At 62.7% G+C, this 24,128-nt stretch carries 23 protein-coding genes and 1 tRNA gene; 11 read left to right on the top strand and 13 right to left on the bottom strand.

The window, feature by feature from the left end; translation table 11 throughout:
- Positions 1–8: 8 nt before the first annotated feature.
- Both G0P99_RS06065 and hemH read left to right on the top strand, forming a co-directional pair.
- Positions 9–842, top strand: a complete 834-nt coding sequence (locus G0P99_RS06065; protein WP_164128492.1) for a methyltransferase domain-containing protein — start codon at positions 9–11, stop codon at positions 840–842.
- Between the two features lie 57 nt (positions 843–899).
- Positions 900–1,949, top strand: coding sequence for a ferrochelatase (hemH, locus tag G0P99_RS06060; protein ID WP_164128491.1), 1,050 nt, complete (start codon positions 900–902; stop codon positions 1,947–1,949).
- Between the two features lie 81 nt (positions 1,950–2,030).
- Here hemH and G0P99_RS06055 read toward each other — a convergent pair whose 3' ends face one another.
- Positions 2,031–2,216 carry a hypothetical protein gene (locus tag G0P99_RS06055; RefSeq protein WP_093032657.1) on the bottom strand — a complete coding sequence of 62 codons (186 nt, stop codon included), beginning with the start codon at positions 2,214–2,216 and terminating at the stop codon, positions 2,031–2,033.
- A 140-nt stretch (positions 2,217–2,356) separates the two neighbouring features.
- Positions 2,357–2,956, bottom strand: a complete 600-nt coding sequence (locus G0P99_RS06050) for a L,D-transpeptidase (protein WP_164128490.1) — start codon at positions 2,954–2,956, stop codon at positions 2,357–2,359.
- 166 nt (positions 2,957–3,122) lie between these two features.
- Here G0P99_RS06050 and G0P99_RS06045 point away from each other — a divergent pair, with 166 nt between their 5' ends.
- Positions 3,123–3,632, top strand: a complete 510-nt coding sequence (locus G0P99_RS06045) for a CAP domain-containing protein (protein ID WP_164128489.1) — start codon at positions 3,123–3,125, stop codon at positions 3,630–3,632.
- 68 nt (positions 3,633–3,700) lie between these two features.
- Here G0P99_RS06045 and G0P99_RS06040 read toward each other — a convergent pair whose 3' ends face one another.
- From G0P99_RS06040 to G0P99_RS06000, 9 genes are all read right to left on the bottom strand, one after another.
- Positions 3,701–4,165, bottom strand: coding sequence for a PTS sugar transporter subunit IIA (locus tag G0P99_RS06040; RefSeq protein WP_164128488.1), 465 nt, complete (start codon positions 4,163–4,165; stop codon positions 3,701–3,703).
- 64 nt (positions 4,166–4,229) lie between these two features.
- Entirely contained in the window at positions 4,230–4,793 is a 564-nt protein-coding gene (hpf, locus tag G0P99_RS06035; protein WP_164128487.1) for a ribosome hibernation-promoting factor, HPF/YfiA family, read from the bottom strand.
- A 252-nt stretch (positions 4,794–5,045) separates the two neighbouring features.
- Positions 5,046–5,804, bottom strand: a complete 759-nt coding sequence (lptB, locus tag G0P99_RS06030) for an LPS export ABC transporter ATP-binding protein (RefSeq protein ID WP_164128486.1) — start codon at positions 5,802–5,804, stop codon at positions 5,046–5,048.
- On the bottom strand, positions 5,804–6,295 hold the full coding sequence (locus tag G0P99_RS06025; RefSeq protein ID WP_164128485.1) for an LptA/OstA family protein: 492 nt from the start codon (positions 6,293–6,295) through the stop codon (positions 5,804–5,806). The genes lptB and G0P99_RS06025 overlap by 1 nt, the downstream gene beginning before the upstream one ends.
- A 3-nt stretch (positions 6,296–6,298) precedes the next feature.
- Positions 6,299–6,880: an LPS export ABC transporter periplasmic protein LptC gene (locus G0P99_RS06020; RefSeq protein WP_239059702.1), complete on the bottom strand. Its 582-nt coding sequence runs from the start codon at positions 6,878–6,880 to the stop codon at positions 6,299–6,301.
- 27 nt (positions 6,881–6,907) lie between these two features.
- Positions 6,908–7,876, bottom strand: coding sequence for an SIS domain-containing protein (locus tag G0P99_RS06015; protein ID WP_164128483.1), 969 nt, complete (start codon positions 7,874–7,876; stop codon positions 6,908–6,910).
- Positions 7,873–8,487 carry a ribonuclease D gene (locus G0P99_RS06010; protein ID WP_164128482.1) on the bottom strand — a complete coding sequence of 205 codons (615 nt, stop codon included), beginning with the start codon at positions 8,485–8,487 and terminating at the stop codon, positions 7,873–7,875. The genes G0P99_RS06015 and G0P99_RS06010 overlap by 4 nt, the downstream gene beginning before the upstream one ends.
- Positions 8,488–8,733: 246 nt before the next feature.
- Complete coding sequence (locus tag G0P99_RS06005; protein WP_370462718.1) at positions 8,734–10,698, bottom strand: calcium-binding protein; 1,965 nt, start codon at positions 10,696–10,698, stop codon at positions 8,734–8,736.
- Between the two features lie 210 nt (positions 10,699–10,908).
- A tRNA-Leu gene (locus G0P99_RS06000) sits at positions 10,909–10,995 on the bottom strand.
- Positions 10,996–11,218: 223 nt separating this feature from the next.
- Here G0P99_RS06000 and G0P99_RS05995 point away from each other — a divergent pair.
- Positions 11,219–12,202, top strand: a complete 984-nt coding sequence (locus G0P99_RS05995) for a complex I NDUFA9 subunit family protein (protein WP_164128481.1) — start codon at positions 11,219–11,221, stop codon at positions 12,200–12,202.
- On the opposite strand, the gene G0P99_RS05990 is transcribed toward G0P99_RS05995, so the two are convergent.
- On the bottom strand, positions 12,199–13,002 hold the full coding sequence (locus tag G0P99_RS05990; protein ID WP_164128480.1) for an undecaprenyl-diphosphate phosphatase: 804 nt from the start codon (positions 13,000–13,002) through the stop codon (positions 12,199–12,201). The two genes, G0P99_RS05995 and G0P99_RS05990, sit on opposite strands and share 4 nt — an antisense overlap.
- Positions 13,003–13,230: 228 nt before the next feature.
- Between G0P99_RS05990 and G0P99_RS05985 the strand changes: the two genes are divergently transcribed.
- The 5 genes from G0P99_RS05985 to mtgA all read left to right on the top strand — a co-directional run bounded on the left by G0P99_RS05985 (position 13,231) and on the right by mtgA (position 21,632).
- Positions 13,231–14,664, top strand: coding sequence for an NAD(P)-dependent oxidoreductase (locus G0P99_RS05985; protein WP_164128510.1), 1,434 nt, complete (start codon positions 13,231–13,233; stop codon positions 14,662–14,664).
- Positions 14,665–14,718: 54 nt separating this feature from the next.
- Positions 14,719–15,156 carry a GFA family protein gene (locus G0P99_RS05980; protein WP_164128479.1) on the top strand — a complete coding sequence of 146 codons (438 nt, stop codon included), beginning with the start codon at positions 14,719–14,721 and terminating at the stop codon, positions 15,154–15,156.
- Complete coding sequence (gene gltB, locus G0P99_RS05975) at positions 15,153–19,685, top strand: glutamate synthase large subunit (protein WP_164128478.1); 4,533 nt, start codon at positions 15,153–15,155, stop codon at positions 19,683–19,685. The genes G0P99_RS05980 and gltB overlap by 4 nt, the downstream gene beginning before the upstream one ends.
- 220 nt (positions 19,686–19,905) lie before the next feature.
- Positions 19,906–20,850, top strand: coding sequence for a Hint domain-containing protein (locus G0P99_RS05970; protein ID WP_164128477.1), 945 nt, complete (start codon positions 19,906–19,908; stop codon positions 20,848–20,850).
- A gap of 53 nt (positions 20,851–20,903) precedes the next feature.
- Entirely contained in the window at positions 20,904–21,632 is a 729-nt protein-coding gene (gene mtgA, locus G0P99_RS05965) for a monofunctional biosynthetic peptidoglycan transglycosylase (protein ID WP_164128476.1), read from the top strand.
- Between the two features lie 3 nt (positions 21,633–21,635).
- On the opposite strand, the gene G0P99_RS05960 is transcribed toward mtgA, so the two are convergent.
- On the bottom strand, positions 21,636–22,121 hold the full coding sequence (locus tag G0P99_RS05960; protein WP_164128475.1) for a GNAT family N-acetyltransferase: 486 nt from the start codon (positions 22,119–22,121) through the stop codon (positions 21,636–21,638).
- A gap of 182 nt (positions 22,122–22,303) precedes the next feature.
- On the opposite strand from G0P99_RS05960, the gene G0P99_RS05955 reads away from it, so the two are divergent.
- Both G0P99_RS05955 and queG read left to right on the top strand, forming a co-directional pair.
- On the top strand, positions 22,304–22,969 hold the full coding sequence (locus tag G0P99_RS05955) for a glutathione S-transferase family protein (protein ID WP_164128474.1): 666 nt from the start codon (positions 22,304–22,306) through the stop codon (positions 22,967–22,969).
- Between the two features lie 73 nt (positions 22,970–23,042).
- The gene (queG, locus tag G0P99_RS05950; RefSeq protein WP_164128473.1) at positions 23,043–24,074 is read left to right on the top strand and encodes a tRNA epoxyqueuosine(34) reductase QueG; all 1,032 of its coding nucleotides are present in this window, start codon (positions 23,043–23,045) and stop codon (positions 24,072–24,074) included.
- Positions 24,075–24,128: the final 54 nt, after the last annotated feature.

Here is a 24,128-nt window from a genome sequence, read left to right as displayed (position 1 = left end):
TGCGCCTCATGAAACCACCAAGCCATCAGATCGCCCCCGCCTTGGTCGATCGCTCCGCTCTTGCCGCACGTCGGCGCCGGGTTCGCGAAGACGCCCTTTTCCTCCATCGTGCCGCGCTGGACGAGGTGCAGGATCGCCTGTCGATGGTTAACAGAACCTTTACGGATGTTGCGATCGTGACACCCATTCCGCAAATCTGGACAGGTGCTTTTGGCTCTGCCCGGATCGTCGAGGATGCCGAGGTGCTCGCACTGACCGAGGCAAGTTGCGATCTTGTGGTGCACGCCATGGCGCTGCACTGGGCCAATGATCCTGTCGGCCAGCTTATCCAGTGCCGCAGGGCGTTGCGCCCCGACGGGCTGTTGCTTGCGGTCTGCCTGGGCGGTCAGACACTGTCCGAGCTGCGTGCCGTGTTCGCTCAGGCTGAGGTCGAGGTTTCCGGAGGTCTCAGCCCGCGGGTTGCGCCGATGGCCGAGATCCGCGATCTGGGCGCGTTGTTACAGCGCGCGGGCCTCGCGCTGCCCGTTGCCGACAGCCTGAGCCTGACGGCAGAGTATCGCGATCTCTGGCACCTGATGCATGACCTGCGGGGCATGGGGGAAACCAACGCACTCTCTGGCCGTCTGCGCCACCCGACGCGGCGGGCGGTCTTTGAACGGGCCGCGACTATCTACGCAGACCATCATGCGACTCCCGACGGCCGCCTGCCCGCCACGTTCGAGATGATCTGCCTGACCGGCTGGGCGCCCGACGAAAGCCAACCAAAACCCCTGCGCCCCGGCTCCGCCCAGATGCGCCTTGCGGCGGCCTTGGGCGCTGACGAGACCAGCCTGCCGGATTGACGGCGCGGGATATCCGGTTATCTCAGGTCGAAACCGACAAAATTCAGGAAGCCAGATATGTTCGATGCTACCCGTCCCGCCCATGCCCCGGCCGACCACCCAAAGGTCAAGATGGGGCGCGTCGGTGTCCTGATCGCCAATCTCGGCACGCCTGACGATTACACGTACTGGCCCATGCGGCGGTATCTGAACGAGTTCCTGTCGGATAAGCGGGTGATCGACTATCCCGCCTGGAAATGGCAGCCGATCCTTCAGGCGATCATCCTGACCAAGCGGCCGTTCAGTTCGGGGGCGGCATACAAGTCGATCTGGAACCACGACAAGGGCGAAAGCCCGCTGATGACCATCACAAAAGACCAGACGGAAAAGCTGCGCGCGGCGCTGACAGCGCGCTACGGCGATACGGTGATGGTCGATTTCTGCATGCGCTACGGAAACCCCTCGACCAAGTCCAAAGTCCGCCAGATGGTGGCCGAAGGGTGCGACCGGATCTTGTTCTTCCCGCTCTATCCGCAATATGCCGGCGCCACGACGGCAACGGCGAATGATCAGTTCTTTCGCGCACTGATGGACGAGACCTGGCAACCCGCCGCCCGCACGGTGCCCGCCTATTTCGACCAGCCCGCCTATATCGACGCGCTGGCGCAGTCGGTCGAGCAGGCCTATGCGGCGATGGACCGTCAGCCCGATGTGCTGGTCTGCTCGTATCACGGCATGCCCGAGCGCTATCTGATGCAGGGCGATCCGTATCATTGCCAATGCGCCAAGACCTCGCGCTTGTTGCGCGAGCGCCTGGGATGGGACGAATCAAAGCTGATCTCGACCTTTCAGTCGAAATTCGGTCCCGAGGAATGGCTGAAACCCTACACCGTCGAGCACGTCGCCGAACTGGCGCGGCAGGGGAAAAAGAACATCGCCGTCATCGCGCCTGCGTTCTCCTCCGATTGCATCGAAACGCTGGAAGAGATCAACGAAGAGATTCGCGAAAGCTTTGAACACGCGGGCGGCGAGACGTTCACCTATATTCCCTGCCTGAACGATCAGGAGGCCCATATCGCGGCGTTGGCCGCGGTGGTCGAAGACAACCTGCGCGGCTGGCTGGACTGAACCAATAGGTCGGGATTGGGAAAAAGAAAAAGGCGGTGGGGATCCCACCGCCTTTCTCGTGACTGGCCAGAGGCCAATCTATTAGTTGTTCGCTGCGACTGCAACGCCGACCAGAACCAGCAGGATCAGCGGCAGCAGGATGCCGCTCGACGAGCTCTGGGTCTCTTCGACGATGACCGGTGCTTCAACGACCGGCTCCGACAGGTTGCCTGCGAATGCGGTCGAAGCTGCGGCGGACAGAGCAGCGGCGAGAACGAGTTTCTTCATGTTAACCTCCAGTATTTGCGCGATTCTCCAATACGTGAACCGCGCACCCAAGACTTACCTCGTGAGTTTTTCTAACCAGCTATCAGGTTGGAATGCAAACAGTTGTTGCAGTCGATATCCTTTTGAGGGCCGCAATGTCGTCAAATTAGCAACACCTGTGTGCCGACTTTGGTGAATTCGAACAGCTCGGAAATATGTTCGTTGTACAACCCGATGCATCCGTTCGATGATCTTCGGCCGATCTTTCGCGTGTCGTGTGTTCCGTGGATCCGATAGTACTGCCAACTCAGGTACAGAGCATGGGTCCCCAGAGGATTGTCCGGCCCCGGCGGGATGTAATCGGGCCATTCCGGGTTGCGCTTTTTCATCGACGGCGTCGGCGACCAACTGGGGCCGACCACTTTGCGAATCACGCTTGTGCGGCCGCGGCGCGTCAGCTCGTCGGTCAGGGGCACCGATGACGGGTACAGCTTGTAGATGCTCTGATCCTCGGACCAGTAGTGCAGCGCGCGCGATACCGTATCGACCAGAATCGCCCCATTGCGGGTGTTTGAGAAGTAGGGCTGCCATGAAAGTGCCCGAAAACTCGAGATATTTCGGCGCACCGGTGCCTCAGGGGCAGGTGCGGGCCGGGTCGGGTCGTTCGGTATGAATTGGGCCAACGCTGGCGCGCCGAGGGTCGAGGCGGCACCGATCAGAAAGGTGCGTCGGGTCGCTTGAACGGATGGTTTCTTTACCATTTGATCTGACCTTTATTCATGGAAACAAAAATGACACGCCGATAATATGGCCGGGGGGACGCAGTCGCAATCAATCTGACGATGCCGGCCGGTCCCGGGCAGGCAAGATTTGCATCGGGGCGGGTCACGCGCTATCTGAAACCCCGATGAATGTTTCGGTGAGACCATGGCGCGACTGATTTCTCTACTGGTAATCTGCTTTCTTGGGCTGGCGGCCTGTACCGACACTGGGCCGGCCCAGTTGGGCTCGGATGGCAAACCACTACCGAAGGCGTATAAAATCCGTGGCAACCCGGCGACTCTGCAATTTCGCATGGTGGACTCGGTGAACGCGCTCCGGCAGGCGTCCGGCCTGGGTCCCGTGCAGCTGAACCCGCAACTCAACGCCGCCGCGGCGACTCATGCGCGTGACATGTCGGTGCAGAATCGCCCCTGGCATTTCGGCTCTGACGGGTCTTCGCCGATCGACCGTGCCGCGCGCGCGGGCTATCCGGGTATCTTTTTGGGCGAGGCGATCTCGGAAACCTACGAGTCCGAGGTTGAAACCTTGGCGGCCTGGATGGAAGAGCCCGGACCACGCTCGGTGATTCTGGACCCAAAGGCCATCAACATGGGGTTTGGGTGGTACCAGGAAAACAATGGCAAGATCTGGTGGACCCTTGAAATGGGGTCGTGACGCCGACGCGACGTAACAACGCAAAAGGGCCCCGCCGGGGCCCTTTGTCATTCAGTCTCGGTTGGCTGTCAGGCTGCTTGCAGCGGATGCGATTCGGTCAGGATCGCGTAAATCTTGGTCGGATCCGGATTGGCGCGCAGCTTGGTGCAGACGGCTTGTTCGCGCAGGGTGCGCGACACCAGGGCCAACGCCTTCAAATGTTCCACCCCGGCTTCTTCGGGCGCGAAGAGCGCAAAGGCAAGATCGACCGGAAGCCGGTCGACAGCCCCAAAGTCCAGCGGTTTTTCCAAGAGGACAAAAGCGCCGACAACGTTTTCAAGACCGGGGATACGGGCATGCGGCAGGGCCACCCCATGGCCGACGCCGGTCGGGCCAAGGCTTTCGCGTTCCAGCAGCGCTTCCAGCGTTTCCTGGCTGTTCATTGCCAGTGCGCTTTCGGCCAAGTCCGCGATTTCCTGAAACAAACGCTTCTTGCTCGAAGCGGCGCCAATCACGCGAACCGCGTTCGGTTTGAGGATGCTCGAAAGCTCCATAGGGTCTTGCTCCTCGCGCGTGCCTCCGCCCCAGGCGGGGGCACGCTTGGTAAGTTCTTGCCGTTTACGGGTCGATCCAGCCGATGTTGCCGTCTTCGCGGCGGTACACGACGTTCAGTCCGTCCTTGCTCTCATTCCGAAACACCAATACCGGGGCTCCGGCCAGTTCCATCTGCATCACCGCTTCACCGACCGACAGCGATGGAATCTTGGTCTCCATCTCGGCAACGATAATCGGTTGCAGCGAGTCTGGCTCACCTTCCGCATCGGCTTCTTCAGCGGCGAGGATATAAGACGAGGCTCCGTAGAGTTCAACCGGTTCCGCGCGATCCTTGTGGTGGTCCTTCAGGCGACGCTTGTAGCGGCGCAGTTGTTTGTCCATCTTTTCGCAGCAGCTGTCGAAGGCCGCATAGATTTCGGTTGCGTGCGCCTTTGCCTGAGCGGTCAGGCCAGTGGACAGGTGCACGGTTGCTTCGCATACGTATTCATGCGCTGAACGGGAAAACACGACATGTGCGTCGGTCGGACGCTGCGCATACTTTGACACTACGTCGCCCAGTTCCGTCTCGACATGGGTTTGCAAGGCGGCGCCAATGTCGATCTGTTTTCCGCTGATTTGATAACGCATGTGATCTCCTTCACAAATTTCACCCGTTTTGACACCGCGAAATGCGGCTTGCCTGTTATTTTTGGGTGACGGGAAATGGCAGAGTTTTCGATTGTGGCCGTTTGTTCCCTTCTGCGAAGGGGTGACCAGAAACAGCTTCGAACCGCAGCTTTGCCATAACTCTATTGAGGCAAGAGACACGCCCAGTGTCAATCTCCAGCGCGGCTCCGCGACGCAATTTCCATCAATCTTTGCTTGCGGCCGGGCGGCTCGTCACGAGATACGGAAGTTCTCGCCCAGATAGACCCTGCGGACGTTTTCGTTCTCGACCACTTCCGACGGGCTGCCAGACATCAGGACCTGCCCGTCGTGCAGGATATAGGCGCGGTCGACGATTTCGAGGGTCTCGCGCACGTTGTGATCAGTGATCAGAACACCGATCCCCCGGTTTTTCAGATCCGATACCAGATGCCGGATATCCCCGACACTGATCGGATCGACGCCGGCGAACGGTTCGTCCAAGAGCAGGTATTTAGGGTCGGCCGCCAGACAGCGCGCGATTTCCACGCGCCGCCGCTCGCCGCCCGACAGCGCCAGAGCAGGGGCGCGGCGCAAATGCTCGATGGAAAAATCCGACAGCAGCTCTTCAAGCCGCTCGCGCCGTTTGTGTGCGTGCTTCTCGGTGATGTCCAGGACAGCCAGAATGTTGTCTTCCACGCTCAGGCCACGAAAGATTGACATTTCCTGCGGCAGGTATCCGATGCCCAGTCGCGACCGCCGGTACATCGGCAGCGTTGTGGCGACCTGGCCGTCGATGGTTACCTTACCCGCCTCGGGGAACACGAGGCCGGCAATGGAATAGAAGGTTGTGGTCTTTCCCGACCCGTTCGGCCCCAACAGCGCCACGACCTCGGAACGGCCGAGCTTCATCGACACATCCCGGATGACCGTCTTCTTGCGATAAGATTTGCGCAGCTTCTCGATGATCAGGCCCGAAGACCCATCGGTGACGGTCAAGGAGGGGCGCGCCATCACTTGTTTTCCGGGTTCAGAATGGTCTTGACCCGCCCGACCATCTGCGCGGTGCCGGAAATCAGGTTGACGGTCATCTCGTTCGAGGTAAGCGCGTTCTTGCCCTGGGTCAGCAGGACATCGCCGGTCATGACGATGATGCCGGTATCAATCGAGTAATCCGCACGCTGTGCCTGGGCCGCATCCGGGCCGCTGACCAGCACGACATCGCCGGTTGCTTCCAGCCGGTCAATGCCGGAACGCTCCTGGCTGTAGATCACCAGAACCCGCTGCGCGGACAAGCGCATCTCGCCTTGTGATACCAGCACATTCCCCTTGAACTCGGCCGAACCGTCGGCCTGGTTCACATCCAGCGTGTCCGAGGTCACTTCGACAGGGATGGTTGGATCGGCCTTGACCGCACCAAACGCCAAATTCGTGCTTTGCGCCTGGGCCGTCACCGCGCCAAGCGTCAAGAGGATGCCGATTGTCAACGCGCGAAAATAGATCACAGGTTATCTTTCTGACGTTTTTGGCTCATATACCAGTTTCACGCCATTCTTGAAACGAATATGGATGGGGCCGCCATCGTTTTCAGCCCCTATTTCCATTGAACCTGCGGTAAATTTCCCGATAGGTCCGGTTCCTTGGACCTCACCGGGTGAATTTCCCGATACCCCGCTCAACGCTGTGTTGAGTTCCTCGGTTGTGATACGGATACCGTCAGACGTGGTGATCACGACATTGCCGGTGAATGTCGCCATATCGCGGTCCAGTTCCAATGCCCCCATGTCCGACCGGAGGGTGATCATGCGACCGTTCAGCAGGCGAATTTCGGCGGCAAGATCGACAGCTTCGCCTCGCGAGTCCAGGCCGCCAGGGCGGGCCAGCTTGGCCTGCACCTGGATCTGCTCACCTTGTGGTGTGACGCCGGAAAAGAAGGGTCCGGTCACCTGCTGGTCGCGGGTGCGTTCGACGATCTCATCCTCGGCAAACGGAATGGGCGATCCCAGATCGACGCCGCGCGACAATAGGAACACCGCCGACAACAGGGTCAGCGCTGCCAGAGGCAGGATCACCTTCAGCAATTGAACCATGCGCGAGTAGCGGTCTTGCGCCATGGCTTATCCCAGACCCACCCGCAGGCAGTCGTGAATGTGCAGCAGGCCCTTTGTTTGTCCCGGTGTCGCCGGGTCCACCACGAACAGCGAGGTGATCTTGCGCGCGTTCATGATCGCCACAGCCTCTTCGGCGAGCGCATCCGGGGCGATGGTAGTGGGATTGCACGTCATGACCTCGGCGGCGGTCTTGTCCAGCAGGCCGGACATGTGCCGCCGCAAGTCGCCATCGGTGACGATCCCGCTCAGACGCCCGTCGACATCGGTCACGCCGACAACACCAAAGCCCTTGCGGCTGATTTCCAGCAGCGCTTCGCTCATCGGTGTTTGCAGCGAGATCAGCGGTACGGCATCGCCGGAATGCATCAGGTCCGACACCCGGCTGAGCCTTGCGCCCAGTTTGCCACCGGGGTGAAACACACGGAAATTCTCGGGCCGGAAATCGCGGAATTTCATCAGCGCGATGGCCAGCGCGTCGCCCATTGCCAGGGTGAGCGTGGTCGAGATCGAGGGGACCATGCCGAAACCGCAGGCCTCGCCCAGGGCGGGGATCAGCAAATGTACATCGGCCTGCGTCATCAGCGAGCTTTCGGGCTTGCTGGACAATCCGATCAACGGGATGCCGAAGCGGCGGGTAAAGGCCAGCAAATTGGCCAGTTCCGGCGCTTCTCCCGAGTTCGAAATCGCGAGGACAACGTCGTCGTCTGATACCATGCCGAGGTCGCCGTGGCTGGCTTCGGCCGGATGTACAAAATAGGCGGGCGTTCCTGTACTGGCGAGCGTGGCCGCGATCTTGTGCCCGATGTGACCCGACTTGCCGATGCCCGACACGATCACCCGGCCCTTGGTCCGCAGGATCAGGTCGACAGCCTTGGTGAAGTCGTCACCAAGGCTTTCGGCCAATTTTTCAAGGGCATGCGCTTCGTCCAGGACGACCTGGCGGGCGATGGACAGAATGGATTCCGGGTCGGTCATGAGTGGGCAAAGATGTCGATTTCGGGCCAGCCTTCGAGGTCCAGTCTGGCACGGGTTGGCAAAAAGTCGAAGCAGGATTGCGCCAGTCCGGTGCGCCCCTCGCGCGCCAGCCGCAGGTTCAGCGCCTCGCGCAGGCGGTGCAGGTGCAGCACGTCGGAGGCCGCATAGTCGAGCTGCGCTTCGGTCAGGGTCTCGGCGCCCCAGTCGCTCATCTGTTGCTGTTTCGAGATGTCGATCCCCAGCAATTCCTGCGTCAGATTCTTCAGCCCGTGGCGGTCGGTATAGGTGCGCACCAGCCGGCTGGCGATCTTGGTGCAGTAAACCGGCGCCGCCAAAGCACCGTAGGTGTTGAACAGCGCAGCAATGTCGAACCGCCCAAAATGAAACAATTTCAACACGTTGGGATCTTCGAGCATGGCGCAGAGATTGGGCGCGGCGGTTGAACCCTTCTCGACCTGCACGATATGCGCATTGCCGTCGCCGCCGGACATCTGCACCACACAGAGCCGGTCGCGATGCGGGTTCAACCCCATGGTCTCGCAGTCGATGGCCACAACCGGGCCCAGGTCCAGCCCGTCGGGCAGGTCGTTCTTGTAGAGATAGTTAGCCACCGAGATTTCCTTTGCGCCGTACCGGACCCGAGATAGGGCTTATGGCCTGCGAACTCAACATCAACCGCATCGGCGGGCGGGTTCTATTGTGTACAACCGGTCAGAGCCGCGAATTGACCGTTTTGTACGTGCTTCCATCGGTGGATTGGCCGTTTTTTACGCCGCCAAGGGGGGCTTGTGGGTGGCTCTGTGAACCCAAGGGGCGGATGGCATCCGCCCCTCCGAGTTCGGCACCGCTGCCGGGTTTCACCCCAGCAGGTCGAAAACATCCGATCCGATTTGCAGGTTGATCGAGGACTGGCCTTCGCCATCCACCAGCGCCCACATGATCTGGCCGGTGGGCCGGTAGATCACAAACGCCTCCTGCACCGCGTCATCTCCGGCACGCTCGCCCTCGGCATTCTGGGTGTGGTTGAAGTTGACCTGGAACTGGTCGCGGGTGGCGGACCCGATGCCAAAGAGCAGAACGTCGCCCTCGGCGGCGTTATAGTCCTGCACCCAGTCCGAGCCGTGGCCGCTGGCACCGACGTGGAAGAACTTGTCGGCACCCGTGCCGCCGTTGATCCGGTCGTGGCCAAAGCCGCCGTTGACAAAATCGTCGCCCGCACCGCCGAACACCAGGTCCGAGAAACTGGACCCGGTGATGACGTCGTCGCCATCCTGGCCCTGGATCTCGTCGACGCCCGCGCCGCCCGCAATGGTGTCATTGCCACCCTGGCCAAAGATCTGGTCGTTGCCTGCACCGGCGTCGACGCTGTCATTGCCCTCGCCCGCAAAGATCACGTCGCGCAGATCGCCCTCGCCCGGGCCGCCGATGATGATGTCATCGCCATCGCCGCCGTTCAGCGTATCGGCGCCAAGGCCGCCATCCATGCTGTCATTGCCCGCATTGCCCAGCAGGCGGTCATTGCCGTCGAGGCCGGTGATCGTGTCGTCGCCCGCCGCACCGGTCAGGATGTCGGCCTCGGGCGTTCCTGTCAGCACGAGGCCCGAGTCGGACGGCTCTCCCAGGCCTTCGATACGAATGGTGAACTCGTCGCCGAAGCCGTCCAGCATGTAGCCAAATCCGTTCGGGAAAATGGCCGCGAAGTGGGCGTTCAGGGATTGGTTCGGCGTGTCGCCTTCGAAGGCGACCGAGGCGGTGACGGGATTGCCGCTGGCATCGAACTGGCGCAGCAGCGCCTCTTGCCGGTAGGGGGTACCGCCGATGGTGTGATAGACGATGGCATAGCCGCCATCCGACAGCGGGAACACCAGCCCGTCATACTGGCTGCCGTCGTGAAGGTCGGTGTTGACCAGCTCTGGTGCGCGGACAACCGTGCCAGTGGCCGACAGGATCGCCTGAAACAGTTCCGGGTCGGTATCGACGCCGTCGCGCTGATTCGACCAGGTGACGACCACGCGGCCGTCATTCAACACGGCGGCATTGACGGTGTCCGCTGCGGGACGGGTCAGGGTGGCGTTGTCGGTTCCGCCCAGATTGATCTGAGGCCGAAGCTCTGTCCCGTCCATGCCATAGACCCGGGAATAGACGTCGCCGCTTTGCACATCCTGATAGATCAGGTGCAGCGTGTTGCCCGACACGACCAGTTTGGCCGAGGACGCCTTGACCCCGAGAAAGCCGAGATAGGGTTCGCCGGTTGGAGTGATGTCGATTGCGATGGCCTCGGCCGTGCCGCTGTTCAGGGTCAGGTGCAGTGCCTCGGGGTCGGTGCCCTCTGTGCCGAACCAGACCTCGGCGATCTGACCATTGGGCAGGTCCACGATGCTGTTGGTGTTGGGGCCGTCGGGGTCGAGGTAGATCTTGCCGGGTTCCGAGGGCTGCGGCGTGCCATCGGCGGCAAAGCTGCGCTGGGCGACGAATTTCGGATCGGCACTGGGCGTGTCGCGCTGGACGATGGGGCTGTGGCCCTCGTAGTGCAGGGTAAAGCCGCCATCGGCATGCACCTGCACATGGCGCACGGTGGTCGTATAGGGCAGGGTGATGCCCATGAAGGACCAACCGGCAAGCTCGTCGTCGGTGGCATCGGTCAGGCGTTGTTCGGCGAGCAGGAGATTGCCCGCATTGTCGTAGACGCGAAAGGTCGAATCCTGGCCCGTGCCGTTGATCAGGCTGTCATTGAAGACAAAGAGCTTGTCACCGGCGGCGATGGCATGGCGAAACGGGTTGTCTGTCAGGTCATCAATCAAGCCGTTGTATTGAATAGTCACGTTCTATTACTCCACCAAAATGACCCTTGGAAAAAGCCCAAGGGTTTGAAAACGAATATGAATAAGGAAAGAATTAGATGAGTGTTCGCGGCGCGCGCAAGTCTGATTTTTGCGGTTGCCGTTGCGTCATCATCTGCCGGGGCCCGATGCGGGGGCGCGGGTGGGCAGAGACAGAAAAGCCCCCAGGACCAGGGTCCTAGGGGCTTGTCATGGTGCCCAGGAGAGGACTCGAACCTCCACGACCTTGCGGTCACTGGCACCTGAAGCCAGCGCGTCTACCAATTCCGCCACCTGGGCAGGTGTCGTGAGGCGCCGTTTAAGCCGAGGCGCGGGGGGCGTCAACCGGATTTTGCGGCTGGTGTGAAAGTTTTTTGCGATGGCCGGGCGGCGGGTTGCGGATTGTGGGGATTTGTTGGGGAAACAGGGGGCTTGGCGGGTACGCGCGGCACTATTGCGCCTTGTTTGCCCGCTCGCGCGAGGGTAGATCGGATCAAGACCCAAAGTCAGCAGGAGCCGTCTCATGTCCAAACTGGTCACGATCTATGGAGGATCGGGTTTTGTCGGGCGCTATATCGCGCGGCGCATGGCGAAAGAGGGGTGGCGCGTGCGCGTTGCGGTGCGTCGGCCGAACGAGGCGATGCATGTAAGGCCCTATGGCGCGGTGGGCCAGGTCGAGCCGGTGCTGTGCAATGTCCGCGACGATCAGTCGGTGGCGCAGGCGATGCGCGGGGCGGATGCGGTGATCAACTGTGTCGGCGTGCTGAACGACCTGGGCAAGAACGGGTTCGAGGCGGTGCAGGCCGAGGGCGCGGAGCGAATCGCGCGATTGTCGGCCGAGCAGGGTGTGGCGCGTGTGGTTCATGTCTCGGCAATCGGGGCAGATGCCGACAGCGACAGCGCCTATGCCCGGAGCAAGGCCGAGGGCGAGGCGGGCGTGCTGCGGCACCGCCCGGATGCGGTGATCCTGCGGCCGTCTGTGATTTTCGGGACCGAGGACCAGTTCTTTAACCGGTTTGCGGGCATGACCCGGTTCGGGCCGGTGCTGGCCATCGTCGGCGCCGATACGAGGTTCCAGCCGGTCTATGTCGATGACGTGGCGCGGGCCGCGGTCAAGGGCGCGCTGGGCCAGGCGGCGCCGGGCGTGTACGAGCTGGGCGGGCCGGATGTCGAAACCTTCCGCGCGCTGATGCAGCGGATGCTGGGCGTGATCCATCGCAAGCGGATCATCGTGGGGCTGCCGTTTTTCGTGGCGCGGATCATGGCCGGGATGCTGGATCTGGCTAAATTCGTCAGCTTTCAGCTGTTCCCGAACAATATCCTGACGCGCGATCAGCTGAAGAACCTGCGCCGCGACAATGTGGTGAGCGAGGGCGCCAAGGGGTTTGCGGATCTGGGCATCGTGCCCGAGACCATGGAGGCGGTCCTGCCCGGCTATCTGTGGAAGTTCCGCCCCAATGGCCAGTACGACGAGATCCAGGCCTCGGCGCGCAATCTGCGCGCCTAGGTATAGGCGATCACCAGCAGCACCAGCCCCAGCGCCACGCGGTAGATCACGTAGGGCGTGAAGCTGACCGAGCGCAAGAGGCGCATCATCAGGCTGAGTGCGAGCAGGGCCGAGACAAAGGCGAAAGCGGCGGCGATGGCGCCGTCGCGCGCGGTCTGGGCATCGGCGGTCACCGCCACTTCGGCCCCCAAGAGCACGCCCGAGGCGACGATCGTCGGGATCGACATCAGCATCGAGATGCGGGCGGCGTCACCGCGCGCATATCCCAGCCGCCGGGCGCCGGTGATGGTGATACCCGAGCGCGAGGTGCCGGGAATCAGCGCCAGAACCTGCCAGAGCCCCATGACCAGCGCGTCGCGGATGCCCCAGTCGGCCGTGTGTTTCTGTTGTGGGCCGGTGCGATCCGCCCACCACAACACCAGCCCGAAGCCCAGCATCGTCCAGCCGATCACGGCGACCGAGCGCAAGGCGTCGCTGAGCCCGGTGAAGTGCAGCAGCGCGCCCGCGATAACGGTGGGAATCGTCGCCACGATCAGCCCCATGGCCAGCCGGGCGCCCGGCGTGTCGGTCTTGCCCGTCAGCGCGCGGGGCAGGCCGGAGAGGCCGTCGCGCACATCGGCCCAGAAATAGAGGACCACGGCGCAGAGTGTGCCGACGTGAACCGCGACGTCGATGGTCTGTCCCTGGTCCTGCATGCCGGAGAGCTGCGGCAGCAGAATCAGGTGACCCGAAGAGGAGACCGGCAGGAACTCGGTAATGCCCTGGATGAGCGCCACGAGAATCAGTTGGAGAAGGGGCATGGCCGATGGAAATCCGCGTGAAACAGGTTGCTTGCCGGGTATAACTGGCCCTTGGAAAAAGGAAAGTTGCCTTTTAGGACCGGTTTGATACCTAAAAAAATCAAAAAGTCTGACGAGGGGTGCGATTTTTTTACTGGAAAGCCAAAGTAGGTCAGCATGATTGACTTTTAATCTTTTCGGCGCTCATATACCAAATCGCGCAACAGGAAATTCGTGGAGTTTACCCCCGTGGCCAAGCAACCGATGCTGAAATTCGTGCAGATCGAACGTGACATGCCGGAAAAGCGTGCAGCCACTGCGCGCAAGGAGGATTTTCACGAGATCTATGCCGAGTATGCCGCAGCCAAGGCCGCCGAGCAGGCGAGCCGGTGCAGCCAGTGCGGCGTGCCCTATTGCCAGTCGCATTGCCCGTTGCACAACAACATCCCCGACTGGCTGCGGCTGACCGCGACGGGGCGGCTGGAAGAGGCGTACCAGACCAGCCAGGCCACCAATACCTTTCCCGAGATCTGTGGCCGCATCTGTCCGCAGGACCGTCTGTGCGAAGGCAATTGCGTGATCGAGCAGTCGGGCCATGGCACCGTGACCATCGGCGCGGTCGAGAAATACATCACCGATACCGCCTGGGACATGGGCTGGGTCAAGCCCGCCTCGCCGGTGGCGGAGCGCAGCGAAAGCGTGGGCATCATCGGGGCGGGCCCCGGCGGGCTGGCCGCCGCCGACATGCTGCGTCAGGCCGGTGTTCAGGTGACGGTCTATGACCGGTACGACCGGGCCGGGGGGCTGCTGATGTACGGCATTCCGGGCTTCAAGCTGGAAAAAGACGTGGTCGAGCGCCGCAACCGGTTGCTGGCCGATGGCGGGGTTCGGTTCGAGCTGAACTGCGACGTGGACGCGGCCAAGTTCGCCGAGATCCGCGCCGCCCATGACGCGGTGATCATCGCGACCGGCGTTTACAAGTCGCGCGATCTGTCGCTGCCGGGCAGCGGTATGGGCGGTATTGAAAAGGCGATCGACTATCTGGCCGCCTCGAACCGCAAGAGCTTTGGTGACCAGGTTGCCGATTTCGACAATGGCCGGTTGAATGCCGATGGCAAGCGGGTGGTGGTGATCGGCGGTGGCGATACCGCGATGGACTGTGTCCGCACCGCGATCCGTCAGGGTGCAGTCAGCGTCAAATGCCTCTATCGTCGAGACCGGGCCAACATGCCGGGCAGTCAGCGCGAGACCCAGAACGCCGAGGAGGAAGGCGTGGTCTTTGAATGGCTGTCGGCGCCCAAGGGGTTCACCGGCGATGACAAGGTTTCGGGCGTGATGGTGCAAAAGATGCGCCTGGGCCAGCCCGATGCCAGCGGCCGCCAGTCGCCCGAGGTGATCGAGGGGGCCGATTATGTCGAAGAGGCCGATCTGGTGATCAAGGCGCTGGGATTCGAGCCCGAGGACCTGCCCACGCTGTTCGGTCAGCCCGACCTGCCGGTCACCCGCTGGGGCACGGTCAAGGCCGCGTTCCGCACCGGCGCCACCGAGATGGCGGGCGTCTATGCGGTGGGCGACATCGTGCGCGGTGCCAGCCTGGTGGTCTGGGCGATCCGCGACGGGCGCGACTGTGCCGAGGCGATCCTGGAAGGGTTTGGCGCCAAATCCGCCATGGCGGCGGAGTAAGGTGCCTGCTCGGCAAACGAAGACCCCCTTTCACAATCGGGAGCGAGGCCCGCGATGACGGAACTTCACGGAGAATGCATGTGTGGTGCGGTGACGGTCACCGCCACCCCGGCCCGTGCGGCGCTGGGCGCCTGTCACTGTGACATGTGCCGCCGCTGGACCAGCAGCGCCTATGTCAGCTTTCCGGTCGAGCCGGGCTATGCGGCGCTGGGACCGGTCGAGGTTTATCGTTCCTCGGATTGGGCCGAGCGGGCGTTCTGCGGCAAATGCGGCTCGGCGCTGTGGTACCGGATCACGGCCGAGGGACAGATGCATGGCCAGACGCAGATGGCGGCCGGCCTGTTTGACAATGCGGGCGGCAACGCCCTGAAACTTGAACTCTATATCGACAAGAAGCCCGAGGGCTATGCGTTCGCAGGCGAACGCCGGCAGATGACCCAAGCCGAGGTCGAAGCCATGTATGCCCCCTCTGATCTAGGAGACAGCCAATGACCAAGTACGATGCCGATTGGGTGCGGGCCGAAGAAGCCAAGCGCAAGTGGATGGCCGAGAACGGGCTTTATTCCGAGGAGGAGGAGCATTCCTCGTGCGGGGTTGGTCTGGTCGTTTCTGTCAACGGCAAGAAGAGCCGCAAGGTTGTCGAAGCCGGGATCAACGCGCTCAAGGCCGTATGGCACCGGGGCGCGGTGGATGCCGATGGCAAGACCGGCGATGGCGCGGGTATCCATGTGCAGATCCCGGTTCCGTTCTTTTATGACCAGATCCGCCGCACCGGGCACGAGCCGCGCCTGGACCAGCTGGTCGCGGTGGGTCAGGTGTTTCTGCCGCGCACCGATTTCGGTGCGCAGGAGCGGTGCCGGACCATCGTCGAGTCCGAAGTGCTGCGGATGGGCTATTACATCTACGGCTGGCGCCATGTGCCGGTGGATGTGACCTGTCTGGGCGACAAGGCCAACGCCACTCGCCCCGAGATCGAGCAGATCCTGATCTCGAACTCCAAGGGTGTGGACGAGGAAACCTTTGAGCGGGAGCTGTATGTCATCCGCCGCCGCATCGAGAAGGCGGCGATTGCGGCCGGGATCTCGGGCCTGTACCTCGCCTCGCTCAGCTGCCGGTCGATCATCTACAAGGGGATGATGCTGGCCGAGCAGGTGGCGGTGTTCTATCCCGACCTGATGGACGAGCGGTTCGAATCCTCGTTCGCGATCTATCACCAGCGTTATTCCACTAACACCTTCCCGCAGTGGTGGCTGGCGCAGCCGTTCCGCATGCTGGCCCATAACGGCGAGATCAACACGCTGAAGGGCAACCTGAACTGGATGAAAAGCCACGAGATCCGCATGGCGAGCTCGTATTTCGGCGAGATGGCCGAGGACATCAAGCCGATCGTGCCGGGCGGGTCTTCGGATTCGGCGGCGCTGGATGCGGTGTTCGAGGTGTTGGTGCGCGCCGGGCGCAACGCGCCCATGGCCAAGACGATGCTGGTGCCCGAAAGCTGGTCCAAGCAGGCGGTGGAACTGCCGCAGGCCTGGGTCGACATGTATTCCTATTGCAACTCGGTGATCGAGCCCTGGGACGGCCCTGCCGCGCTGGCGATGACCGATGGCCGCTGGGTCTGTGGCGGGTTGGACCGTAACGGGTTGCGCCCGATGCGTTATGTGGTGACCGGCGACGGGTTACTGATCGCGGGGTCCGAGGCGGGCATGGTGCCCACCGACGAGGCAACCGTTCTGGAAAAGGGCGCGCTGGGACCGGGGCAGATGATCGCCGTCGACATGGCCGAGGGCAAACTTTACCACGACCGCGCGTTGAAGGACAAACTGGCGGGTTCGCGCCCGTTCGGCGACTGGGTCGGCAAGATCAACAATCTCGAAGACCAGCTTGGCGATGTCGAGGAGAAGCCTCTGTTCACCGGCGAGGAGCTGCGCAAGCGGCAGATTGCGGCCGGCTACACCATCGAGGAACTGGAGCAGATCCTTGCGCCCATGGCCGAGGATGGCAAGGAGGCGCTGGCCTCGATGGGTGATGACACGCCCGCCGCAGTGCTGTCGAAACAGTACCGTCCGCTGAGCCATTTCTTCCGCCAGAACTTCAGCCAGGTGACCAACCCGCCCATCGACAGCTTGCGCGAATACCGGGTGATGAGCCTGAAGACGCGGTTTGGCAACCTCAAGAACGTGCTGGACGAGGACAGCAGCCAGACCGAGATCATCGTGGCCGAGAGCCCGTTTGTCGGCAACGCCCAATGGGAGACGTTGAAGAAGAACTTCAACGCGCCGCTGGTCGAGATCGACTGTAGTTTCGAGCAGGGATCGGCCGGGCTGAGCGCCGCGCTGGCGCGGATCCGGGCCGAGGCCGAGGAAGCGGTGCGCTCGGGTGCCGGGCACCTGCTGCTGACCGATCACCTTTCGGGGCCGGGCAAGGTGGCGATGCCGATGATCCTGGCCACCAGCGCGGTGCATAGCCACCTGACGCGCAAGGGCCTCAGGACCTTCTGCTCGCTCAACGTGCGGTCGGCGGAATGTATCGACCCGCATTATTTCGCGGTGCTGATCGGCTGTGGCGCGACGGTGGTCAACGCCTATCTGGCCGAGGATTCGATTGCCGACCGTATCAATCGTGGCCTGCTGGACGGCACGTTGACCGAGAACATCGCCCGCTATCGCGAGGCGATTGACCAGGGCCTGCTGAAGATCATGGCCAAGATGGGCATCTCGGTCGTGTCCTCGTATCGCGGCGGTCTGAACTTTGAGGCGGTGGGCCTGAGCCGGGCCATGGTGGCCGAGTATTTCCCCGGCATGACCAGCCGGATCTCGGGCATCGGCATCAAGGGGATCCAGACCAAAGCCGAGGAGATCCATGCCAAAGGTTGGGACAGCGGGTTGGACGTGCTGCCCATCGGCGGGTTCTACAAGGCGCGCAAGTCGGGCGAGACCCATGCCTGGGAAGCGACCACGATGCACATGATGCAGATGGCCTGCAACCGCGCGTCGTTCGAGTTATGGAAGCAGTATTCGGCCAAGATGCAGAGCAATCCGCCGATCCATCTGCGCGACCTCTTGGACATCAAGCCCCTTGGCAAGCCGGTGCCGATTGAAGAGGTGGAAAGCATCACCTCGATCCGCAAGCGGTTTGTAACGCCGGGCATGTCGCTGGGTGCGCTCAGCCCCGAGGCGCACAAGACGCTGAACGTGGCGATGAACCGCATCGGCGCCAAGTCGGACAGCGGCGAGGGCGGCGAGGATCCGGCGCATTTCGTGCCCGAGTCCAACGGCGACAACCCGTCTGCCAAGATCAAGCAGGTGGCATCGGGCCGGTTCGGCGTGACCGCCGAATACCTCAACCATTGCGAGGAGCTGGAGATCAAGGTGGCGCAGGGCGCCAAGCCCGGCGAGGGCGGCCAGTTGCCCGGCATGAAGGTGACTGACCTGATCGCGCGGCTGCGCCATTCGACCAAGGGCGTGACGCTGATTTCGCCGCCGCCGCACCACGATATCTATTCCATCGAGGATCTGGCGCAGCTGATCTATGACCTGAAACAGATCAACCCGCGCGCCAAGGTGACGGTGAAGCTGGTGGCGTCTTCGGGCGTGGGCACGATTGCCGCCGGGGTGGCCAAGGCCAAGGCGGATATCATCCTGATCTCGGGCCATAACGGCGGCACCGGTGCCTCGCCTGCGACCTCGATCAAGTATGCCGGTCTGCCGTGGGAAATGGGCCTGACCGAGGCGCATCAGGTTCTGGCGATGAACAACCTGCGCGACCGGGTGACGCTGCGCACCGATGGCGGGCTACGTACGGGGCGTGACATCGTCATGGCGGCGATGATGGGGGCCGAGGAATACGGTATCGGCACCGCCGCGCTGATCGCGATGGGCTGTATCATGGTGCGTCAGTGCCAGTCGAACACCTGCCCGGTGGGCGTCTGTACCCAGGACGAGAGCCTGCGCGCCAAGTTCACCGGCAATGCCGAAAAGGTGGTGAACCTGATCACCTTCTACGCGCAGGAAGTGCGCGAGATCCTGGCCAGCATCGGCGCGCGGTCGCTGGACGAGGTGATCGGGCGTGCCGACCTCTTGGCGCAGGTGTCGCGTGGCTCGGCGCATCTGGACGATCTGGACCTGAACCCGCTGCTGATCACGGTCGATGGGGCACAGAACATCGTCTATGACCGGGCCAAGCCGCGCAACCTGGTGCCGGACACGCTGGATGCCGAGATCGTGCGCGATGCCGCGCGGTTCCTGGAGGATGGCGAGAAGATGCAGCTGAGCTATTCGGTGCAGAACACGCATCGGACGGTGGGCACGCGGGTGTCGAGCCATATCGTGAAACGGTTCGGCATGCGCAACGATCTGCAAGGCGACCACCTGCATATCAAGCTGCGCGGTTCGGCCGGTCAGTCGCTGGGCGCGTTTGCGGCGCCCGGCCTGAAGCTGGAAGTGTCGGGCGATGCCAACGATTATGTCGGCAAGGGCCTGTCGGGCGGCACCATCGTGGTGCGCCAGCCGCAGGTCAGCCCGCTGAAGGCGGACGAGAACACGATCATCGGCAACACCGTGCTGTACGGGGCGACCGATGGGTATCTCTTTGCAGCAGGCCGGGCGGGCGAGCGGTTCGCCGTGCGCAACTCGGGCGCCAAGGTGGTGGTCGAGGGCTGCGGTTCGAACGGGTGCGAGTACATGACCGGGGGTGTGGCGGTGATCCTGGGTCAGATCGGCGCCAACTTCGGCGCCGGGATGACCGGGGGCATGGCCTATCTCTACGATCCCGAAGGCAAGGCGCAGGTGCTGATGAACATGGAAACGCTCGTCACCTGTCCGGTGACGGTGGACCATTGGGAAGCGCAGTTGAAGGACCTGGTCGAGCGTCACGCGGAAGAGACCCGCAGCCGCAAGGCCGCCGACATCCTGCAACACTGGGAGAGCGAAAAGGCGAACTTCCTTCAGGTTTGCCCCAAGGAGATGCTGAACAAGCTGGCCTATCCGCTGACGCTCGATACGTTGGCAATGCCCGCCGAATAAATCCGAGGATCCGGCCCGCCATCGGGCTGGTTCGCCGTGAAACGAGACGCGACCGGGGTGTTCGAACACCCCGGTCGTTTTTGTCGGTCTCGGGTATTATGGTTAACGCCCTGGGCAGATCGCCATATTTCCGCCCCAATTTTACCTTTTTCTGTTTCGTGAGGCAGGTGCGCGCCCCGGCGTGCCCGAAAACGGACCCGGAAAACCGGGCGGAGCAGACATGGCGAACATCACGTTGACCGCGCAGAACGTGAACGGTGACCCGTTCGTTGCTGGCGGAACGATCAACATCGTCAACAACTCGACAAGCGTTCTGACCTTTGTCGATGTCGATACGCAGCTGAACGACCCGTTGTCGGGCGAATACGTGTCATTTGACGGCGGGCTGACGCTGCTGAGTTACCAGTATCTGGGTGTCGGCAATGTGCGCGGGGATCCCGGACAGAAGGCCTCGTTCATCCGGATCGACATGGGGGACGGCACGTTCAAGACCGTTGCCCTGGATATGAATGCCGATTTCGACGATCTGCCGGATCTTCAGAACGGCAATACCCAGCTTACCACCGACACGCTGGATACGACCACGACCAACTGGTTTCCGGGTTTTGCCTGTTTCGCGGCCGGTACGTTCATCGAGATTGAAAGCGGTCCGATCCCGGTCGAAACCCTGCGCCCGGGCGATATGGTGCGGACGTTGGACAACGGGTTTCAGCCGCTGGTGCAACTGGCGCAGACAACCGTCCGGGGCGACGGCGCCCTGGCGCCGGTGCTGTTTGCCGCCGGTGCCCTGGGCAACTTTCGCGATCTCTACGTCAGCCAGCAGCACCGGATGCTGATCACCGGATGGCAGGCCGAACTGGCCTGTGGCGAAAGCGAGGTGTTCGTTCCGGCGCGATTGCTGGTGAACGGCGACACGATACGGATCGTGCCGCGCCACAAGGTGACCTATTACCATCTGCTGTTCGCACGGCATGAAATCGTGTTTTCCGAAGGCATCCCGACCGAAAGCTATTTTCCCGGCGCTTTCGAAGAGATCGAAGAAACAGGAGCGGACAACGCCGAGGCGGCATTGTTCCGGGATCTGGCGACCCCCGCAGAGTCGGGATGGCAGACCGCGCGACGGGTTGCGCGATTGGCAGAAGCACAATTTCTGTCGGCGGCCTGAGCCGGATGGCTTTGCCCGTTCAGATCGACAGAGAACTGCGCTAAAAGGCGGTCATGGCCAAGCGGACTGCGAACACAAGAAAGAAAAAGGCCCGCAAGGCCGAAACCAAGTTGCAGCCTGTACGCTGGGTCATGCGCTGGGCTGGCCGTGCTGTTTTTGCCGGGCTTTCGGTGCTGGTGGCACTGGTGTTCTTGTTCACGTTGGTCAATCCGCCGATCACCCACACGATCTGGAGCGAGTACCGGCGGCTGGGTTCGGTGGAGCGCGACTGGATGCCGCTGGAGGATATCGCCCCGGTGATGGCGCGGTCGGTGGTGGCGGCCGAAGACGCCAATTTCTGCCTGCATTGGGGCTTTGACGTCGAAGCGATCCGGGCGGCGATTGACGAAGGGGGCGGGCGCGGCGCCTCGACCCTGTCGCAGCAGGTGGTCAAGAACGTCTTTCTCTGGCAGGGGCGCAGTTGGATCCGCAAGGCGCTGGAGACCGGGATCACGCCGCTGGTCGAACTGGTCTGGTCGAAACGCCGCATCGTCGAGGTCTATCTGAACGTGGCCGAGATGGGCGAGGGCGTGTTCGGGGTCGCGGCGGCCTCGCGGCACTATTTCGGGGTGGAACCCGACAAGCTGAGCCCGCAACAGGCGGCGCGCATCGCCGCAGTGCTGCCCAATCCGCGCGAGCGGTCGGCCGCCAATCCGTCGGCACGGCTGCGCAAGCGGGCGGCGGGGATCATGGACGGGGCCGCGACCATCGAGGCCGACGGGCGCGCGGCCTGTTTCGAATAGGGCTCACGCGGTTTCGAGGCGAAATTTCAGGAACCGGACGCCATCGTAGTCTATGTCGGCAAGCTGTGTCGCGCCCAGCCGCTTCAAGGCACCCAGATGCCGGCGCGAGGGCGGCAAGAGGAAGGTCACGAAAGGGATGCGGTTGTCTGCCTTTGCATGGGCGAGCGCCTTTTTCGCGATTGGCAATCCCAACCCAAAGGAATCCGGCTTCAACACCAGGCCGAAATCCCATTCCTCGCCTTCTTTCTGGAAGCCGCCCCAGCCGACATAGTCGCCATGGTTGAGGAAGGCCCAGTGACCTAGACCATCGGTTTGCCAGCAGGCTTCCTTGGCCGCGACAAATCCGGCGCAGATCTCGGGCGTCCAGGGCTCGGTCAGAAGCGGCATATGGGTCGCGACGCGGGGATCGGACATATGCGCCAGAATCTCGGCCGGGTCGATCTGGTTGAGCCGGGCAAAGCTGATATCGGGCTGATGGTGTTCTGGCATGGTCCGGGGCCGTCCTGTTTGCCCGGATCTGCGCCCGCGGCGCGGCGCGGTCAAGCGGTGGGGCGTCACGATTGCGTGTCGGAAACCGGCGGCGGCTTGCCCGCGATGCGCGTGGGAACTTGCACTTGCCGTGCTGGCGGGGCTATTGCTGACATGCAAGAATTGAAATCATCCGGATCACCATGGCGCGCCTGTTTCACGTTCCCCTTTCGCCGTTCTGCCGCAAGGTCCGCCTGTCGCTGGCGGAAAAGAAGGTCGAGGTCGAACTGGTCGAGGAGCGGTATTGGGAGGCCGACCCGGATTTCCTGCGCCGCAATCCGGCGGGCAAGGTGCCGGTGCTGAAGCTGGACGGGCGCATGTTGGCCGAAAGCGCCGCCATCTGCGAATATATCGAGGAAACCCGCCCGGATCCCGCGCTGATGCCCAAGGATACCGATGGGCGCTACGAGGTGCGGCGGCTGGTCAGCTGGTTTGACGACAAGTTCCACAACGAGGTGACGTCTAAGCTGCTCTATGAACGGGTGAACAAGAAGGTCACCGGCAAGGGCTATCCTGACAGCCGCAACGTCAAGGATGGGGCGCGGGCGATCAAGTATCACCTGGATTACATGGCCTGGCTGCTGGATCACCGCCGCTGGCTGGCGGGGGACCAGATGACGCTGGCCGATTTTGCCGCCGCCGCGCATCTGTCGTCGCTCGACTATATCTCGGACGTGGACTGGAACCGGAGTCAGGTGGTCAAGGACTGGTATGCCAAGATCAAGTCGCGGCCCTCGTTCCGGTCGATCCTGGCCGATCAGGTGCCCGGGTTCCGGCCGCCGCCGCATTACGCCGATCTCGATTTCTGACCGGGTTTTGGGGGCGCTGCCCCCGCCGCGCCAAGGCGCGACTCCCCCGGAGTATTTTGGACCAGAAAGAAGCATGAGCCGGGAGTTGAAGGAGAGGCTGGTGGCGCGCGCCCTGGAGGAAGGGTTCGTGGCCTGCCGTATCTGCCGCCCCTGGGATGTGCCCGAGGTGCCTGACCGGCTGACCGCCTTTGTCGGGGCCGGGTTTCACGGGCAGATGGGCTGGATGGCCGAGCGGATGGAGTGGCGCGGCAATCCGGCGGCGCTGTGGCCCGAGGCGCGGTCGGTGATCATGCTGGCCGAGAGCTATGCCCCGGATGAGGATCCGATGGCGGTGGTGGGCCAACCCGACCGGGGGGCGATTTCGGTCTATGCGCGGGGCAAGGATTACCACGATCTGGTCAAGAAACGCCTGAAGCGGCTGGCGCGCTGGCTGATTGGTGAGGCGGGGGGCGAGGTGAAGGTATTTGTCGATACCGCGCCGGTGCCGGAAAAGCCGTTGGGGCAGGCGGCGGGACTGGGTTGGCAGGGCAAGCATACCAACCTGGTAAGCCGGGATTGGGGCAACTGGGCCTTTCTGGGATCGGTGTTCACCACGCTGGATCTGCCGGTGGACGAGCCTGAGCGGGACAATTGCGGGTCGTGCACCGCCTGCTTGACAGCTTGTCCGACCGATGCCTTTCCGGCGCCCTACCAGCTGGATGCGCGGCGCTGCATCTCTTACCTGACGATCGAGCACAAGGGGCCGGTGGACCCGGAGTTGCGCGGCAAGCTGGGCAACCGGATTTATGGCTGCGACGACTGCCTTGCCGCCTGTCCGTGGAACAAGTTTGCGGTGGCGGCCAGCGACCTGCGCTATGCGGCGCGCGAGGAGCTGACCGCGCCGCGTCTGGCCGAATTGGCCGGGCTGGACGATGCCGGGTTCCGGGCCATGTTCTCGGGCTCGCCGATCAAGCGGATCGGGCGGGACCGGTTTGTGCGCAATGTCCTCTATGCCATCGGGAATTCGGGCCTGCCCGAGTTGCGGGGGGTGGCCGCGCGATTGGTGGGGGATGCCGATGCCACGGTCGCGGATGCCGCGATCTGGGCGGTCGAGAAGCTGGGATAAGTGCCGCAAACAGGCGGGACGTGTCGGAGAAAGCCGGTATTCAGGCCAGAGCGA

The sequence above is a fragment of the Ruegeria sp. PrR005 genome, from assembly GCF_010500245.1.
GTDB classification, from domain to species: Bacteria; Pseudomonadota; Alphaproteobacteria; order Rhodobacterales; family Rhodobacteraceae; genus Ruegeria_B; species Ruegeria_B marisflavi.
This window is presented reverse-complemented; position numbering and strand designations above follow the sequence as displayed.